At 71.5% G+C, this 16,097-nt stretch carries 17 protein-coding genes and 1 pseudogene; 7 read left to right on the forward strand and 11 right to left on the reverse strand.

Annotation, left to right across the window (positions count from 1 at the left end; translation table 11 throughout):
* The first annotated feature begins 54 nt into the window (after nucleotides 1-54).
* A complete protein-coding gene (locus ACNYC2_RS07655) occupies nucleotides 55-498 on the forward strand; it encodes a DUF4383 domain-containing protein (RefSeq protein ID WP_419706450.1) in 444 nt (147 codons plus the stop codon).
* A 101-nt stretch (nucleotides 499-599) separates the two neighbouring features.
* On the forward strand, nucleotides 600-1,004 hold the full coding sequence (locus ACNYC2_RS07660) for a pilus assembly protein CpaE (RefSeq protein WP_377133908.1): 405 nt from the start codon (nucleotides 600-602) through the stop codon (nucleotides 1,002-1,004).
* Between the two features lie 66 nt (nucleotides 1,005-1,070).
* Here ACNYC2_RS07660 and ACNYC2_RS07665 read toward each other — a convergent pair whose 3' ends face one another.
* On the reverse strand, nucleotides 1,071-1,595 hold the full coding sequence (locus ACNYC2_RS07665; protein ID WP_419706451.1) for a hypothetical protein: 525 nt from the start codon (nucleotides 1,593-1,595) through the stop codon (nucleotides 1,071-1,073).
* A gap of 197 nt (nucleotides 1,596-1,792) precedes the next feature.
* On the opposite strand from ACNYC2_RS07665, the gene ACNYC2_RS07670 reads away from it, so the two are divergent.
* On the forward strand, nucleotides 1,793-3,928 hold the full coding sequence (locus tag ACNYC2_RS07670) for an elongation factor G (protein WP_419706452.1): 2,136 nt from the start codon (nucleotides 1,793-1,795) through the stop codon (nucleotides 3,926-3,928).
* Here the strand turns inward: ACNYC2_RS07670 and ACNYC2_RS07675 are convergent.
* Together ACNYC2_RS07675 and ACNYC2_RS07680 are read right to left on the reverse strand one after the other, a co-directional pair.
* The gene (locus ACNYC2_RS07675; RefSeq protein ID WP_419706453.1) at nucleotides 3,900-4,301 is read right to left on the reverse strand and encodes a RidA family protein; all 402 of its coding nucleotides are present in this window, start codon (nucleotides 4,299-4,301) and stop codon (nucleotides 3,900-3,902) included. The genes ACNYC2_RS07670 and ACNYC2_RS07675 overlap by 29 nt on opposite strands.
* A gap of 56 nt (nucleotides 4,302-4,357) precedes the next feature.
* Nucleotides 4,358-4,570: a hypothetical protein gene (locus ACNYC2_RS07680; RefSeq protein ID WP_419706454.1), complete on the reverse strand. Its 213-nt coding sequence runs from the start codon at nucleotides 4,568-4,570 to the stop codon at nucleotides 4,358-4,360.
* A 26-nt stretch (nucleotides 4,571-4,596) separates the two neighbouring features.
* On the opposite strand from ACNYC2_RS07680, the gene ACNYC2_RS07685 reads away from it, so the two are divergent.
* Nucleotides 4,597-5,115 (forward strand): CGNR zinc finger domain-containing protein, encoded by a 519-nt coding sequence (locus ACNYC2_RS07685; protein ID WP_419706455.1) that lies wholly within the window; start codon nucleotides 4,597-4,599, stop codon nucleotides 5,113-5,115.
* Nucleotides 5,116-5,165: 50 nt separating this feature from the next.
* Here the strand turns inward: ACNYC2_RS07685 and ACNYC2_RS07690 are convergent, their stop codons facing one another.
* The 7 genes and pseudogenes from ACNYC2_RS07690 to ACNYC2_RS07720 form a co-directional block, all read right to left on the reverse strand.
* On the reverse strand, nucleotides 5,166-7,142 hold the full coding sequence (locus ACNYC2_RS07690; RefSeq protein ID WP_419706456.1) for a thioredoxin domain-containing protein: 1,977 nt from the start codon (nucleotides 7,140-7,142) through the stop codon (nucleotides 5,166-5,168).
* 37 nt (nucleotides 7,143-7,179) lie between these two features.
* Nucleotides 7,180-8,061: a phosphotransferase gene (locus ACNYC2_RS07695; RefSeq protein ID WP_419706457.1), complete on the reverse strand. Its 882-nt coding sequence runs from the start codon at nucleotides 8,059-8,061 to the stop codon at nucleotides 7,180-7,182.
* A gap of 67 nt (nucleotides 8,062-8,128) precedes the next feature.
* Nucleotides 8,129-8,575 carry an alternative ribosome rescue aminoacyl-tRNA hydrolase ArfB gene (gene arfB, locus ACNYC2_RS07700; RefSeq protein WP_419706458.1) on the reverse strand — a complete coding sequence of 149 codons (447 nt, stop codon included), beginning with the start codon at nucleotides 8,573-8,575 and terminating at the stop codon, nucleotides 8,129-8,131.
* Nucleotides 8,576-8,579: 4 nt separating this feature from the next.
* A pseudogene (locus ACNYC2_RS07705) lies at nucleotides 8,580-8,729 on the reverse strand (response regulator transcription factor); the annotation flags it as partial.
* Nucleotides 8,730-8,961: 232 nt separating this feature from the next.
* Nucleotides 8,962-9,822 carry a hypothetical protein gene (locus ACNYC2_RS07710; RefSeq protein ID WP_419706459.1) on the reverse strand — a complete coding sequence of 287 codons (861 nt, stop codon included), beginning with the start codon at nucleotides 9,820-9,822 and terminating at the stop codon, nucleotides 8,962-8,964.
* 147 nt (nucleotides 9,823-9,969) lie between these two features.
* Nucleotides 9,970-10,674: a GH12 family glycosyl hydrolase domain-containing protein gene (locus tag ACNYC2_RS07715; protein ID WP_419706460.1), complete on the reverse strand. Its 705-nt coding sequence runs from the start codon at nucleotides 10,672-10,674 to the stop codon at nucleotides 9,970-9,972.
* Nucleotides 10,675-10,859: 185 nt separating this feature from the next.
* Nucleotides 10,860-12,728 (reverse strand): LamG-like jellyroll fold domain-containing protein, encoded by a 1,869-nt coding sequence (locus ACNYC2_RS07720; protein WP_419706461.1) that lies wholly within the window; start codon nucleotides 12,726-12,728, stop codon nucleotides 10,860-10,862.
* A gap of 166 nt (nucleotides 12,729-12,894) precedes the next feature.
* Between ACNYC2_RS07720 and ACNYC2_RS07725 the strand changes: the two genes are divergently transcribed.
* Nucleotides 12,895-13,461 (forward strand): STM3941 family protein, encoded by a 567-nt coding sequence (locus tag ACNYC2_RS07725; protein ID WP_419706462.1) that lies wholly within the window; start codon nucleotides 12,895-12,897, stop codon nucleotides 13,459-13,461.
* Between the two features lie 18 nt (nucleotides 13,462-13,479).
* Here the strand turns inward: ACNYC2_RS07725 and ACNYC2_RS07730 are convergent, their stop codons facing one another.
* Nucleotides 13,480-14,277 (reverse strand): IclR family transcriptional regulator, encoded by a 798-nt coding sequence (locus ACNYC2_RS07730; RefSeq protein ID WP_419706463.1) that lies wholly within the window; start codon nucleotides 14,275-14,277, stop codon nucleotides 13,480-13,482.
* Nucleotides 14,278-14,465: 188 nt separating this feature from the next.
* On the opposite strand from ACNYC2_RS07730, the gene kduI reads away from it, so the two are divergent.
* Both kduI and kduD read left to right on the forward strand, forming a co-directional pair.
* On the forward strand, nucleotides 14,466-15,284 hold the full coding sequence (gene kduI / locus ACNYC2_RS07735) for a 5-dehydro-4-deoxy-D-glucuronate isomerase (RefSeq protein ID WP_419706464.1): 819 nt from the start codon (nucleotides 14,466-14,468) through the stop codon (nucleotides 15,282-15,284).
* Nucleotides 15,281-16,072 (forward strand): 2-dehydro-3-deoxy-D-gluconate 5-dehydrogenase KduD, encoded by a 792-nt coding sequence (kduD, locus tag ACNYC2_RS07740; protein ID WP_419706465.1) that lies wholly within the window; start codon nucleotides 15,281-15,283, stop codon nucleotides 16,070-16,072. Before kduI ends, kduD begins: the two co-directional genes overlap by 4 nt.
* Nucleotides 16,073-16,097 lie beyond the last annotated feature (25 nt).

The raw sequence follows: 16,097 nt of genomic DNA on the forward strand, positions 1-16,097 counted from the left end.
CGCAGCGACGGATGCCACAAGAAGGAACCAGACAAGACGGAACGGAGAAGTGCCATGACTCAGTCCACGTCCTCGACGCGCACACGGGCGCCGCACCAGTGGATCGCCCTCGCGATCGGTGCGGTCTACCTCCTGGTGGGGGCCGCCGGCTTCCTGGTGACCGGGTTCAGCGGGTTCGCGGAGCACGACCACAGCCAGACCCTGCTCGGCTTCGCGATCAACCCCCTGCACAACATCGTGCACATCCTGATCGGGCTCCTCGGGCTCGCCCTGTGGTCCGCCGCGGGTCGCGCGCGGACGTTCGGCTGGCTCCTGGTGGCCGGCTACGGCGCGACGTTCGTCTTCGGCCTGTTCGCGGTGAGCAACCCGGACATCAACTTCCTCAACATCAACGCGGCCGACAACGGGCTGCACCTCGGGAGCGTCCTGGCCGGCCTGGCCATCGCGCTGTGGCCCCAGCACCGGACGGCGACGACTCCCGCCGCCCAGCACTACTGACGGACCGCCGAGATGGGTGAGAACGGGGTTGTGCGCGCCGGAGCCTCGGACACGGACACAGCCCCGTTCTCGTCAGTCCATCCAGGTTCCACAATGGGATCATGATCTCTTCCCAGCTTGCCGCGGAGCTGCGTGACGCCGGCCTGGTCTGGAAGCCGGTCGACGGCGACCAGTTCCGTATCGCCGCGCCCGAGCTCGCGGGCGACGTCTTCACCGTGAGCACCATGACCATCGAGGCGCACGAGTTCCCGACCGGAACCATCCTCGGCTTCAACGGCACCACCGAGTGGGCGCTCGACTCGGTGGCCATCGAGGACGCCCTCTGGCTGCCGCGCGAGGACCAGCTCCGCGCGCTCCTGCGCTCCAGCTTCCGCGCGCTGCGCCGGGCCGACGGCGTCTACGAGGTGGACGTCGAGCTCCTCGGCCGGCCGCGCGTGTTCGCGGCCCCGGAGGCTGTCGACGCGTACGGGCGGGCGCTGCTCGCGCTGATCGAGCTCAGCCGCTGACGGAGGCGGGGCAGCGGGCATCGCCCCGGCTCACGCTCCCGTTCCCGTTCCCGTTCCCGCTCCCGCTCACGCGAGAAATTCCTTGGTCACGGGAGCACTCAGACGGAACCCGAGCCACGTGCCGATCCCGCCGCCCAGGAGGAACCCGAGAGGGCCGTAGGCCGCCAGCGCCGCGACGACGACGGTGGCGATCAGGTTCAGCGGGCCGAGACCGGTCTGCGGAGCGGCGATCTCCAGTACGCCCTGGCCGAGCACCGCGGCGAACACCAACGCCACGACGTAACAGGCGCTGACACCGGCGACGAGCGGAAAGCCGTTCAGGCCGGATCTCCGGAGGACCACCACCGCGAGCGCGCAGCCGACCGTCCAGGTGAACGTCGCCAGGGTGAACGCGATCCAGCCGTCGCCGGCGGCTTGCTGCAGGCCGGGGTTCAGCCACGCGGAGACGGGCGCCCCGGCGACTCCCAGCACGGTGACGAACCAGTCCACCGCGTCGAGCCCCTTGTCGACGTGCTTGCCCTCCCGGGCGACGGCCTTGGCGGCCTCGAGCGGTTCCGGTGGCACGGGGAAGTTTTCCTGAGGAGTCGGCATGTCAACACATCCGTCCGGTGGAGCACGGTGCCGGCACAAGCAGCATTGCTTGCGGCCCTTCGTTGATGCTCACCCTGCTCGGAGACGTTGTCCAGCAGGATCCCGATTGATCACCCACGGACCCGCCGCCCTGGGGTGCACGCTCGCCGACAAAAGCGCCATGATGGCCGGTAGCACCCAATGGCGGGAGGCCTCTCATGGAGGCGGCATCAACCGACAGGCACCGGACCGTCGCCGTCGTGGGCGCGTCGGGCTGCGGGAAGACGACGCTCACCGAGGCGCTGCTGCACCGCGCCGGCGCGATTCCCCGCGCCGGCCGCGTGGAGGACGGCAGCACGGTGACCGACCACGAGCCCGAGGAGATCGCCCGGGGCATCTCGCTCGGCCTCGCGCTCGGAACGCTCACCTGGACGTGTCCCGACGGGGTCGTGCGCACCCTGACGCTGGCCGACGCGCCAGGACACCCCGACTTCGCGGGCGCCATGGACACGGCCCTGTCGGTCGCTGACCTGGCGCTCGTCGTCGTCAGCGCGGTCGACGGTGTGGAGCCCGGCACCCGGACCGCGTGGGCGACCGCCGAGGCGCTCGGTGTGCCCCGCGTCGTCGTCGTGACGCAGGAGGACCGGGCGCGCGCCGACTTCCGGCGCGTGCTCGCCGAGCTGCGCGAGGCGTTCGGCGAGCACCTGTGGCCCATCGAGCTGCCGCTCGGCGAGGAGCAGTCGTTCCGCGCCATCGCCGACGTCCTCGGCGAGCACGCCCTCGTGTACGACGACGAGGGCCGGCACCACGAGGAGGACCTGCCGCCCGAGGCCGTCGACGAGGAGCACCGGATGCACGTCGACGTGACCGAGGAGCTCGTGTCGCACGACGACGAGCAGCTCGACGCGTACCTGTCCGGGCGGGAGCCGGCCGCGGCAGACCTCGAGCGTGACCTCGCACGCGAGGTGGCCACGGGCGAGGCGGTGCCGGTCGTGGTCGCGTCCGGCGTGACCGCCACCGGCGTCGACCGCCTCACGGACCTGCTGTGCGAGCTGGCGCCCGCGCCGACGGAGCGCGACAGCCGCATAGTCGTGGGCTCGGCCGTCCCTGACGACGCGCCCGCCGGCACGCGCGGCGCAGGGGACGACGGCGGTGCCGGCCGCACCGTCGCGGTCGCCGCCGACCCGTCGGGGGAGCCGCTCGTGCACATCTTCCGCACCGTGATCGACCCCTTCGTGGGCCAGGTCTCGATGCTCAAGGTGCTCTCCGGCGTCGTGCGCACGTCCGACCGGCTGCGCAACGCGACCACCGGCGCCGACGAGCGCGTCCACGGCCTGTTCCGGTTGCAGGGCAAGGAACACATCCCGGTCGGGGAGCTCGCCGCGGGCGATGTCGGGGCCGCGGCCAAGCTGGGCGGCTCGCCGTCGGGCACGCTGCTCTGGTCGCGGCCGTCGGGCCAGGCGCGGCCCTTCCTGCCACCGCCGCGCCAGCCGGTCCATGCCGCGGCCCTCGTGCCGGCGTCGCAGTCCGACGACGAGCGCATGCCGACGGCGCTGGCCCGGCTCGTCGCCGAGGACCCGACGCTCGTCGTCGACCGGGTCGGGGACGCGACGGTGCTGCGTGGCCTCGGTGACACGCACCTCGATGTCGCGGTCGAGCGGCTCGCGCGCGTGTTCGGCGTCCACGTCGAGACCGGGCCGGTGCCGGTGGCGTACCGGGAGACGATCGCGCGGTCGACGCAGGCCGAGGGCAAGGTCAAGAAGCAGTCGGGCGGGCACGGCCAGTTCGCCGTCGTGCAGCTGCGGGTGGCGCCGCTGCTGGACGGCGGCTTCGAGGCGGGCGGCTTCGAGTTCGTCGACTCGGTGGTGGGCGGGGCGGTGCCCCGGCAGTACATCTCCGCCGTCGAGAAGGGTGCCCGCGACGCGATGGCCGCGGGAGGCCCGCAGGGCCATCCTGTCGTGGACCTGCGCGTCGAGGTGTACGACGGCAAGTCGCACTCGGTGGACTCGTCCGACATGGCGTTCCGTGTCGCGACGGCGGCCGGGGTCAAGGCCGCGCTGGCCGAGGCCGGGACGGTGCTGCTGGAGCCCGTCGCGACGGTGACCGTGACCGTCCCGCCCGACCACCAGGGCGCGGTGCTCACCGACCTGTCGGGTCGGCGCGGGCACGTCTCGGCGACCGAGCTGGCCGACGACGGCCGGGCGCGCCTGGTCGCGACGGTCCCGGAGGCGGAGCTCAGCCGCTACGTCCTCGACCTGCGGTCGCTGACCGGAGGCCGCGCCGAGCTCACGATCCGGCCCGCCGGCTACGAGCGGGCGCACGGGGTCAGCGCACCACGGCGGCTATCGCGCTGACCTCGATGAGCGCCCCCGGCACGCCCAGACCCGCGACGCGAGCCCCGAGCACCAGGGGCGGTTCGTCGGACGCGAGCAGGGGTGCGATCGCGCCGTACGCCGCCGCGAGGTCGACGCCGTCGACGAAGAGCACCGTCCACTGGATGACGTCGGCGAAGGTGGCGCCGGCCGCGGCGAGCGCGGTCCCGACGTTCTCCACGGCGCGGACGGACTGCGCGGCGATGTCGTCCCCGCCCACGAGCGAGCCGTCCGCATCGACGGAGTTCTGGCCGCCGACGTAGATCGTGGTCGCTCCCGGCGGCACGACGGCGACGTGGCTGAAGGCGGGGCTGGAGACCAGCCCGTCCGGGCGAAGAAGCTGAATGTTGTCCATGCTCGATGCTTGCACGAGCCACTGACACGAGCCCCGGGGGCTGTCGACCCCTGGGCTCAGGACGTGCTGCCGACCACCCGGGTCAGCGGCGCGGGCGGCAGCTCGCGGTGTCCCTGCAGGTCCACCCGGTGGCTGCCGCACGCCATGCACCGCACGTAGACCACGTATCCCGCGGAGGTCGCGTGGCGTGACTCGGTCGCCCACGCGTGCTCGTGCCGGGTCTCCTGGGTGCTGGTCCGCCGGGCGGGACGGGTGTCGATCGTCGTCATGCCTCCCACGATGCTGTAATGGCCTTGTGCATCTCAACCCTTACGGTGAGTACGCGGTCCTGCTCGCCGGGTCCCTCGCCGACGACTGGCCCGACGACCGTGCCGGGATCGAGGCACGGACCCGCGAGTTCGGCATGACCATGGAGTTCCGGGAGGCGCCGGAGGACCACGCGCGCTCGCGCCTCGTCATCGACGACTGGCTGCGCATCGTGGACACACCCGATCCCGCGGGCCGTGCCGCACTGCTGAACGCGCAGATGGCGGCGGTGGCGGCCTACCCGCGGCTCACCGACCACGACGGCGAGGGGTGGCACCTCCACTACCGGGACGACGACCAGGTGCTGTCGTCGGTCCTGCGCGCCGTCATCAGCGTGGGGACCTCGCTCCACCTGGTCACGCGCGGGATGCACCGGCTGGGCCGCTGCGCGTCCGAACCCTGCACCAACGTGGTGGTCGACGTGACCCGCAACGGGCGTCAGCGGTACTGCTCGGTGCGGTGCGCCAACCGTGCGGGCGTCCGGCGGCACCGGGAGCGGGCGGCCTGACCCGGCCGAGCCGAAGAACGTACCGGCGCCCCGGTGAGCCGCCCGCCCCGTCAGGCGCCCAGCGCCGCCGTGAGCTCCTCGGCGGTCGTCACCGGCCGGTCGCACACGAACCCCCTGCACACGTAGGCCGCCGCCTGCCCGTCGACGAGCGGTCGGTCGGCGAGCAGGGGCACGCCCGGGGCGTCCGGCTCGCCGACGGCGACCACGAGCCCCGCCGACGTCGCGCCCCTGGCCACTCGTTCGAGCGCGGCGCGCGCGTCGTCGTCGGGCCCGACGACGGCGACCTGCAGCGGGCCGGTGGCGAGCGCCTCCGCGACGGCGAGGGTCCAGCCGGCGAACCGCGGCGCCTGCCTGGCCAGTGAGCCGGCCGCAGCCACGGCGGTCTCGGCCGCCGCACGGTGCCGGGGCGAGCCGGTCAGGGCGGCGTAGGCGCACAGCGCGCCGGCCAGCGCCGACTGGCCCGCCGGCTCGGCCGCGTCGGTGGCGTCCTTCGGCCGGCTCACGAGGCGTTCGGCGTCGTCGGCCACGTCGAAGAAGCCGCCCGCCCCGTCGCCGAACCGGCTCTGCGCGGTGTCGAGCAGGCCGCCCGCGGCGTCGAGCCAGCGCGTCTCGCCGGTCGCCTGGTGCAGGGCGAGCAGCCCTTCGGCGAGGTCGCCGTGGTCGGCGGCGACGCCGGGCGCGGAGCCGACGACGCCGCCGCGTGACGCCCGCCGCAGGCGTCCGTCGACGAGGTGGCGGCCGAGGACGAGCTCCGCGCACTCCCGCGCGGCGGCGATGAGGCCGGGTGCGCCGAGCAGCACCCCGGCCTCCGCGAGGGCGGCGATCGCCAGGCCGTTCCACGCGGTGACCACCTTGTCGTCGCGGGCGGGCTGGGGCCGCGCGGACCTGGCCTCGGCGAGCCGGGCGCGCACCCCGGCCCACCAGCCGTGGTCGGGGTCCTCGGGCAGCTGGAGGGTCGAGGCGCCCTCCTCGAAGGTGCCCTCGGGCGTGACGGACAGGAGCTCCGCGGCACGGGCGCCGTCGTCCGGCCCGAGGACCTCCACGAGCTGCGCCGGGGTCCAGACGTAGGTGAGGCCCTCGACGCCGTCGGTGTCGGCGTCGAGCGCCGAGGCGAAACCGCCCTCGGGCGTGCGCAGGTCGGTCAGGAGGAAGCCCGCGGTCTCGCGGGCGACACGTGCGGCGAGCGGCGAACCGGTCGCCCGGTAGAGGTGGAGGTAGGCCCGCAGGAGCTGCGCGTTGTCGTACAGCATCTTCTCGAAGTGCGGCACCACCCAGGCGGCGTCCACCGAGTAGCGCGCGAACCCACCCGCGAGCTGGTCGTAGATGCCGCCGCGGGCCATCGCCTCGCACGCGCGCTCGACGATCCGCAGCGCCTCGGGGTCGCCGGTGCGGGCGTGGTGGCGCAGCAGGTGCTCCAGCGTCATGGACGGCGGGAACTTGGGCGCCCGGCCGAACCCGCCGTGCACCGGGTCGGCCTCGTGGGCCAGGGCGCGCACCGCGGCGGCGAGGGCGTCGTCGTCCAGCCGGTCCGGGGTCAGGCGCGTCGACGCCTGGGTCACCGCCTCGGTGATCGCCGCGCCCTGCTGCTCGACGGCGTCCCGGCGCTCCGCCCAGGCCTCCGCGACGCCGTCGAGCAGCGCCAGGAAGTGGTCGCGGGGGTAGTAGGTGCCGCAGTAGAAGGGGTCGCCGTCCGGGGTGAGGAAGCAGGTCATGGGCCAGCCGCCCTGGCCGGTGAGGGCGGTGGTCGCGCTCATGTAGGCGGCGTCGACGTCGGGCCGCTCCTCGCGGTCCACCTTCACCGCGACGAAACGGTCGTTGAGCGCCGCGGCCACGCCGGCATCCTCGAACGACTCGTGCGCCATGACGTGGCACCAGTGGCACGCGGCGTACCCGACGGACAGCAGCACCGGGACGTCGCGGCGCCGGGCCTCCGCGAACGCCTCCTCGCCCCACTCCCGCCAGTCGACGGGATTGTTCGCGTGCTGGAGGAGGTACGGGCTGGTCGCGGTCGCCAGACGGTTCGCCATCTCTCCAGCCTGACACGATTTCGCCAGGGGCCTTCGGCTACGGGCCGTCCGGCTCCGGACTCTCCGGCAGACCGGGCAGCGCGTCGAGCGCCGGCCACGGCGGACCCGCGCGCAGCAGGCGCAGGCACTCCTCGCCGAACCGCCTCCCGTCCGGGAACTGGTCGCCGACCTCCCAGCGCCAGGTCGCGATCATCGCGATGACGAGCTGCCGGCAGTCGTCCAGCAGCCCCTGGTCGACGCCGGGGTAGTGCTCGCCGACCGCCACGGGTGCGTGGGCGAGGTCGAACTCGACGGGTCCACGGCAGCAGGTCTCGAGGTCGATGAACAACGGGCCGTCCTTCGTGCTGAGCACGTTGCCCGGATGCGGCTCGCCGTGGAGCAGCTGCTCCGCCGCGCCGCGACCGACTATCGCCTCCCGCAGGCTTGCCAGCCTGCCGCCGAGCAGCATCCGGTCCGCGTCGGCCAGCTCCGGCGAGCGGGCGGGGTCGGCGATGACGTCCTCCGCCTCGGTGATCCGGTCCGTGAACCTCGGGCTCGGCAGGCCGACCGCGCGCATGCCGGCGTGCAGCCGCTCCAGCGCCTCGGCGTACTCGGCCGGTGAGGTGGGCGGTGCCGCGGGCTCGTAGTAGGTCCACAGCGTCACCGCGAAACCGTCGCGCCGGTACACCCGCGGGTCCGCCCGGGGGTCCAGCCGGCCCACCGGGCTGCCGACCTCGGCGAGCCGCTGCGCCAGCTCGACCTCGAACCGTGCGACCTCCTGTCCCTCAGGGGCGACCCGGGCGAAGACGTCGCACGGCGTCAGCCGCAGCGCCAGCTTGTTCGAGTTGTGCAGGACGACGGCGTCGTCGGCCGGCAGGTCGAGAGATGCGGCGATCGAGGTTGCCGCTGCGATCGCACGTGCGACGTCGGTCCTGTTCACCGTCGAAGCCTGGCACGGACGGGCAAGGCCATTTCGGCAAGGTATCGCAAGGGCTCTACGACAGCCCTCAGTCCTCACGCCGGGGCCTGGACGAGCGCAGCTGCTTGGTCGTGGACCGCTGCTTCTTGGCGGTCAGCCGCCGCTCCTGCGAACCCCGCGTCGCCCGCGTGGGGCGTCGGGTCCGTGGGGGAGGGGCGAGGGCGTCGGCCACGAGAGCCGCGAGACGTTTGGCTGCGGCGTCGCGGTTGCGCCGCTGCTCCCGGTTCTCCGAGGCGACGACGGTGAGGACGCCGTCGACCAGCCGCTCCGCGAGCCGGCCCGTGATGCGCTCGCGCTGCGCGTCGCTCAGGACGGCGGACCGGCCGACGTCCCAGGACAGCTCGACGCGCGAGTCGGTGGTGTTCACGCCCTGGCCGCCCGGGCCGGAGGCGCGCGAGAACCGCTCCGTGAGCTCTGCCCGGGGGATGGTCAGCGCGGAGGTGATCGCCAGGCCGGGGCGGACGGGTGAGGGCATGTGCTCATCCTCTCGCGCTCTGCGCCTGGTACACGAGCAGGGCGACCTGGACGCGGTTCTCGCTGCCCGTCTTCGTCAGGATCCGGGACACGTGCGTCTTCACGGTCGCCTCGCTCATGTACATCTGGGCGGCGATCGTGGCGTTGGCTGGCCCTGCTGCCGTCGATCTTCTTCGGGATGAACGCCGCGGAGTTCTACGCGGCGAACGGCTGGGGCGCCGTCGCCAGCATCGGTCTGATCAACGTCATCTGGCTCGCGATCCTCGGTGGCTCGCTCCTGGTCCCGCGCCGGCGCTGAGGGCGGTCCTGACTCCTGTTCAACAGGCCAGAGGGGACCGTAACCCGCCGGGTTACGGTCCCCTCTGGCCTGTCGAACGGAGTACTCGCTCAGGCGGTCGCCGGCCACGTGCGCTTGGCCTCCATGACCCAGAAGGCGCAGAAGCATGCGATCTCCCACGCCTCGAGGACAAGCGCCGTGTACTCCGATCCCAGGGCCAGGAGTACCCCGGCGACCAGGATCCCGGCCAGCATCAGACAGAAGATCGTCCGGTACGCCTTGATGCCCGACCCCGTGCCGCCGAAGGTGCCCGGCCAGGCGTGGCTGGCCACGGCGCCCGCCAGGCTCAGGAACAGCAGAACTGCCGCGGCAAGATGGATGCCCTGGAAGCTGTCGCCCGCAAATCCCCGGAAAATAACGAGGGCGAGAAAAGCTAGACCCAGCACGTTCGTGACTATGAACACCCATCTGGTTGTCTGTCGCTCCAGCAGATCAGGGATCGACCACTGGCCGAACCGTCGTTCAAGAACGACAAAGACTATGGTGACCGCGATCACGGCACCGATAGTGATTCGAAGTGCGTTGACCGCCTCCTGGCGTTCCTCGGCGCTGAGAGAAGCGAGATTCTCCGCAAGGCCGGTCGGCACGAAGGCAACGAAGATCGCGTAGAAGCCGGCGACGTTGAGGGTGTAGTCCTCGAATGCCGGGGAGCCTCGATAGACGATGAGGCACACGGCAGTGCCCACCATCGCGCCAACAAATATGTCGCGGATAGGACCCAGGTAGTACGCGCTGATGGAACCCTCCACCTGTCCGGTGAGGGCGAGGATCAAGATCGCGAGAAACATCAGCGCCGGTAGCGTCACGAGCATGAGCCGCAGATGGCGGTACGTCTCGCGAGCCAATACGCCGGCTCCGGAACCAGGAGCGGGCGGGATTACTTCTGCCACAGCGTCATCACTGTTGCTCATCTATTGATGCTCAGCCTGCACCGAGCACTTGTCCAGGGGGTTTGGATTTATCACCCCTGAATCCTGGGATGATCTCTGAGATGAAGCCGCCCCGGCCGGGCCGAGGCGGCTTCATCTCAGAGCTGTATGGCCTATCGGTTCAGCGAGCTATCGGTTCAGCGAGTAGGAGTTCACGCGGAAGTCCCGGCCGCCCGAGGACGAGGTGATCTCCCAGCCGAACTGGATCTGGTCGATCCGCACCCGCGGCATGTGGTTCTGGCTGACGAGCCACTGGGAGTGGGCGGTGATGTCGACCCACATGTTGGTGCTCTGGGACTCCGCGAGGAAGCTGTAGACGTGGTTCCCGCCGTTGTGGCCCTTGTAGTACCTCCAGCGGCGCCCGCCGAGGGTGACGGTGGAGACGTAGCTGCCGATCGGGCCGACGTTGGACGTCCACTGCGTCCAGATCATGATCTCGTGGTCGTGCCCGTTGCCCCACACGTCATAGGCGGTGTTGTACGCCAGCCCGGAGCCCGAGGGCACCGTGACGTTGGCGGTGCTGTTGACGTTGCCCATGTCCCAGACGTCTCGTCCGAGGTTGTAGGACACGTTCGGGTAGGACTTGATGCCGCCGGTGTTCGGGTGGTTGGCCCACACTCCCCAGTTGTTGTAGGAGTTGGCCCAGATCGTCTGCGGCCCGTAGCCGCCGCCCCAGACGTTGTTGTAGAGCGTGTACCCGCTGTTGTTCCAGCTGCCCCACCGGTCGGAGGACGTCCAGGTGGCGGCCTGGGCCGGGGCCGGGGGAGCGAACGTGGCGCCGGCGACGGCGAGCGGGGCCGCGAGGGCGGCCAGGAGGAGTGATCGACGCTTCATCGGTTCTACCCTTCTGTTGCTGACAACACTGTCAGCGTTCGGTAAAAGGATGGCTGTGCGCGTGCAGTGCAACCGCTTCGACGCGCGGGATCGATGATGGCTGTGCATTGCTATGGCGCGCCTGAGCGTAACCGCTTCGACGCGCCATAGGCAATGAGTTCGGACCGGGTGATTTTGCTCCCGGCTCAGCGGCTTCTGGCCGTGAGGAACTGGTCCGGCCGCAGGGCGCGCGAGACGATCCTCGTGTCCCCGATCCAGCCGTAGAAGCCCTGCTCGTACTTCTCGTCGAACTGGGTGCCGCCGATGGCGAACGGCTTGCCGAGCGTGGAGATACCGCGCGACTCCTCGGCGGCGTTGCGCACGATCTTCGAGCCGTCGACGTACATCACCGTGTGCCGGCCGTCGTTGACGAGCGCGACGTGCATCCACCGGCCGACCGGGACGGCGTGGCTCCAGGAGGTCGGGTCGGCGTCGCCCGGTACGGGGTAGACGACGAACTGCAGGAACCGCTCGCCCGAGAGGTTCAGGCTGCACGTCGGCTCGTCGTCGGACCAGCCGCTGTGCTTGCCGGCGTCGCCCGCGCGGCCCTCCCAGCTGAGGATGCCCATCCAGGCGTGGTCGCCCTCGAACGGCTCGGGCAGCTTGAGGAACGTCTCGATCGTGTAGCCGGACTCGAACTTCGCGCTGTTCACCGGAGCGTCGGGGCCGGTCCGCAGCACCGCGCCGCGGTCGGGCCCCTTGCCGCCGTCGAACCGCAGGCTCGCGTGGGCCGGCTGGGCGTCGTGGTGCTCGGCCGACCAGGTCAGGGTCTCCGGGCCGCTGGCGTGCAGCAGCGAGGAGGTGAGGTCGTTGCCGTTCCCGGTGAGGTCGCGTGCGACGGTGCCCGGTGCGACCGGGGCGCCGTCGGACCCCACGGTGGCGAGCCCGGTGGCGAGCCCGGCCTCGTCGAATCGCCAGTACGCGACGGTGCCGCGGGGCATGACCGCCGACGGCGGGAGCGGCACCGGCAGCACCGGCGGCGCGAACGCGGCGAAGCGCTCGTCGAAGTCGATCTCGACGGTGAACCGGTCGACGTCGCCGCTGAGCTCCACGTGCTCCGACTCCAGGGGCGTGGGGTCCTGCTTCGCCCCCAGCCAGGGGGAGAACGTCTCGACGTCGATCACGCCGCGGTCCAGGTCGAACGAGTAGTACCGCACCATGCCCGCGCCGCCGTAGTAGCGGTCCTGGTAGTTGGTGATGTGCAGGTGCACGGGGTGGCCGGCGTCGTTCGTCTTGGTGGTGCGGCCCGACGGCCAGTAGTGCCCGCCCAGCGCGAGGAAGATCTGGTCATTGCCCCGGATCAGGCGGTCCCAGAGGCGCTGCCCGTTGTCGGAGAGCTGGGCGCTGCCGTCGTCGTCGGCCCAGACGAGGTCGTGGGTGGTCAGGATCGCGGGCAGCGCGGCGTGCTCGTCCAGCACGCCCTGCGCCCAGGCGAGCCCGGCGTCGGAGGCGCGCCAGTCCAGCGCCAGGACCAGCCACTCCCGGCCGCCGCCGCGAACGACGTGGTAGCTGTTGTAGCCGTCGGGGGAGGAGCCGCCGTAGGTCTTCATCCGGGAGAACCGCTGCGGTCCGAAGGCGCGCAGGTACGGCGTGTCACCCCGCTGGTCGTCGCCGGAGACGTCGTGGTTGCCGGCCAGCACGCTGTAGGACAGGCGGCCGGCGGCGTCGAACGCGCGGCTCGCCGCCCGCATCTCGGTCACCGTGCCGTGCTCGGTGACGTCGCCGAGGTGCGCCATGAAGACGATGTTGTCCCGCGCCTGCTCGCGCACGAGGTGGCGCAGCGTCGCGGCGACCGGTTCGGCGTCGGAGCCACCGTCGTCCAGGAGGTACTGGGTGTCGGGCAGGACGGCGATCGTGAACCGCGGGTCCGTCGTGTCGGGGCGGCTCCCGCTCGACGTGGTGGGCGCCGGGGTGGCGGACGCCGTCGTGGCGCCGACGGTCGCGGAGGCTGCGGACAGGATCGGGACGGCCGCGGCTGCCTGGAGCAGGGATCGGCGGGAGAGCTTGTTTTCCACGCCTCGCATCGTGGCGGCGGCTGCTGTCGTCGGGGTGACGCGGAGCCGAACAGGTGTTGACCATCAGGCCAGGCCGAGCACCCGCCCGGCCCTTGATCGCGAGGTGCGGGGTGAAGTGCATGGCGGCCTCTGGCGTGCGCCTAGCCTGCCTGGCTACCGTTCGGCCGTGACCGACGCAGTGGTGTTCGAGGTATCGCGTGGCCGTGCGCTGCTGACAGGGCTGGTGCTGGGCCCGTTGATGACGGGCGGCAGCGTGCTGATCCTGACCGCCGCGGTCAACCCGGCCGCCGTCGAGTGGTTGGCCCCGGGCTCAGCGCTCACGTGGTTGCTGTACGTCGTGATCGGTGGCGTCGGGACGGCGTTCTTCGGCTTCGCGACGGTGGGCTGGCTGACGCTCCTGCGCAAGCCGGGCCCCCGGCTGGTCGTCGATGCCGAGGGCTTCACCGATACCTCCAGCGGCGTCGCGTCCGGGCGGACCACCTGGGACCAGGTCACCGGGTGGCACCTCCAGCACGTCCAGAGGCAGGTCAACCTGTGCGTGACGGTGCAGGACCCGGATTCCGTGCTGGCGCGGATGGGTCCGGTCAAGCGGCTCCTGTCTCGCGCCAACGTCAAGCTCGTCGGGACGCCGGTCTGCATCGGGCTGACGAATCTCCGTGGCGGCCCTGAGCCCGTGCTCGCGGCGTTCGAGCAGTACCATCGCCAGTGGTCGAGCCGGAACAGCCCCCGCTGACGTCCGGCGGGCGCGCGCTCAGCGCACCAGGCTGTTGTTGTGCACGGCCGCCAGGCGCGACTTCACGCTGAGCAGGGTCTCGATGATGAGGTCCTCGCGCCCGTCGCCGAGGCGGCTGATGGGCACCGCGACGCTCATGGCGTCGACGGCGTGAAGGCCGAAGGGGAGCGCGACGCCGAAGCAGCGCACGCCCATGCACGACTCCTCGCTCTCCGTGGCGTAGCCCTGGTAGGCCGCGCGGTCGATGATCTCGAGCACCGCGTCCTTGTCGGTGGTCGTGTTCGGCGTGATCGCGGCGATCGACTCGGGCACCAGGTCGCCCCGCGACTCGGCGGGCATTTCGGCGAGCAGGGCCCGCCCCAGCGAGGTGGCGTACGCGGGCAGGCGGCGGCCGACGGCGGAGTGCATGCGCAGCGGGTGCACCGACTCGCGCTTGGCGGTGTAGATGACGTCGGCGCCGTCGAGGCGTCCGAGGTGCACGGTCTCCTGGGTGGCGGAGGCCACCTCGTCGAGGACTGACGTGGCGCGGGCCAGCACCGGGTCGCCGTCGAGGTAGGCCGAGCTCACGACGAGCGAGTGGATGCCGAGCTGGTAGACGCTCCCGGTGGGGTCGGTCTGCAGCCAGCCCCGGTCGACCATGGTCCGCAGCAGCGCGTGGAGGCTGCTCTTGGGGATGTTGAGGCGCGTCGAGAGCTGCAGCTGGGTTCCGGGGCCGTTGGCCGCGATGTCGTCCAGCAGGTCCAGGGCGCGGGCCGCGGACTTGACCGGTCCGGCGTCGCCGGCGATCTCCTTGCGGAGTTCCTTCTGAAGCTGCATGAACGCTCTCCTCTGTCCTTCTGCGCACCACCGTGGCGCACCACCGGGGGGTCCGCGGGGTGAAACAACACTACCGCGAGTTCGCATATATGGACAGGTTTCCACCCCTTGACCAGTGAGCGCGATCACGTCTATCATCGGGCAAGTTCACATAGACGAACACAGTTCACAAATTGAGGGGTGACTGCGTGATCCAGGTTCGATACTCGACATCTCCGTCCAGTGCGGAGACTGCTACTACCGCGGACCTGCGCGAGAACTTCCTCGTCGGAGACCTCTTCGTGAGCGGAGAGGTCCGGGGCACGTACACCCACGACGACCGGATGGTGATCGGCGGGGCCGTCCCCGGCAGCGGCCAGGTCGGCCTCCCGGCCTGGTCCGACGTACTGGGCACCGAGGCCCACCTCGAGCGCCGCGAGCTCGGCGTCGTCAACGTGGGCGCCGCGGGCCACGTCGTCGTCGACGACGAGAAGTTCGAGCTCGACCACCTCGACGGCCTCTTCGTCGGACGGGGGAGCGAGGTGTCCTTCGTCGGTGCCGACGCGGCCTTCTACTTCGTGTCCGCCCCGGCTCACGCGACCTACCCGACCCGGGCGCTCGTCCACAGCGAGGTGGAGCCCGTCGCGCTCGGCTCGGCCGAGGCGGCCAACGAGCGCAACCTCTTCCGCTACGTCTGGGGCCAGGACGTGGAGTCCTCGGTGCTCCAGTTCGGCGTCACGGTCGTGTCCGGCGGCTCGGTCTGGAACACGTTCCCGCCGCACCTGCACGGCCGCCGCACCGAGATCTACTGCTACGTCGACCTCGACGAGCAGGACCGCGTCTTCCACTTCATGGGGGAGCCCGGCGCGACCCGCCACCTCGTGCTCCGCAACCGCGAGGCCGTCATCTCCCCGCCGTGGTCGATCCACTCCGGTGCCGGCACCGGGTCGTACGCCTTCATCTGGGCGATGGCCGGCGAGAACAACGCCTACACCGACCTGAGCCCCGTGCCGCTGGAGGACCTGTGACCACCGACCCGGCTGCCGGGACGGCCACCCAGGCCCGCTCACCCTTCGACCTGCACGGCAGGCGCGCGGTGGTGACGGGCGCCGGGCGTGGTCTCGGCCGGGCGATCGCGCTGGGGCTCGCCCGGGCGGGGGCCGACGTCGTCCTGCTCGGCCGCAAGGGCAACCAGGACACGACTCGCGACCTGGCCGCCGACCTCGGCGTCGAGGCCGATGTCGTGGACCTGGACGTGAGCGACCTGGACGCGGTCGAGCGGGTCAGCGCCGAGCTGAACGACAGCCGCCAGGTCGACATCGTGATCAACAACGCCGGGATCATCGACCGCGCCGACTCGGTCGCCGTCGGCCGCGAGTCCTGGCAGCGGGTGCTCGACGTCAACCTCAACGGGCTGTTCTTCCTCACCCAGCAGCTCGGCCGGCCGATGGTCGAACGGGGCCACGGCAAGATCGTCAGCATCGCGAGCCTGCTGTCCTTCCAGGGCGGCCTGCGAGTGGTGTCGTACGCCGCCAGCAAGCACGGCGTGGCCGGGGTGACCAAGGCGCTGGCCAACGAGTGGGGGCCGCACGGCGTCCAGGTCAACGCCATCGCGCCGGGCTACATGGTCACCGACAACACCACGGCGCTCCGCGAGGACGCGGACCGCTCACGCTCCATCCTCGACCGCATCCCGGCAGGACGCTGGGGCACCGCCGAGGACATCGCCGGGGCCGCCGTGTTCCTCAGCTCCTCGGCCGCCGACTACGTCAACGGCCACGTCCTTGCCGTCGACGGCGGCTGGATGGCCCGCTGATCCACCCTCCCCACCCAGCCCACAA

Source organism: Promicromonospora sp. NFX87, from assembly GCF_048564965.1.
Taxonomy (GTDB): domain Bacteria; phylum Actinomycetota; class Actinomycetes; order Actinomycetales; family Cellulomonadaceae; genus Promicromonospora.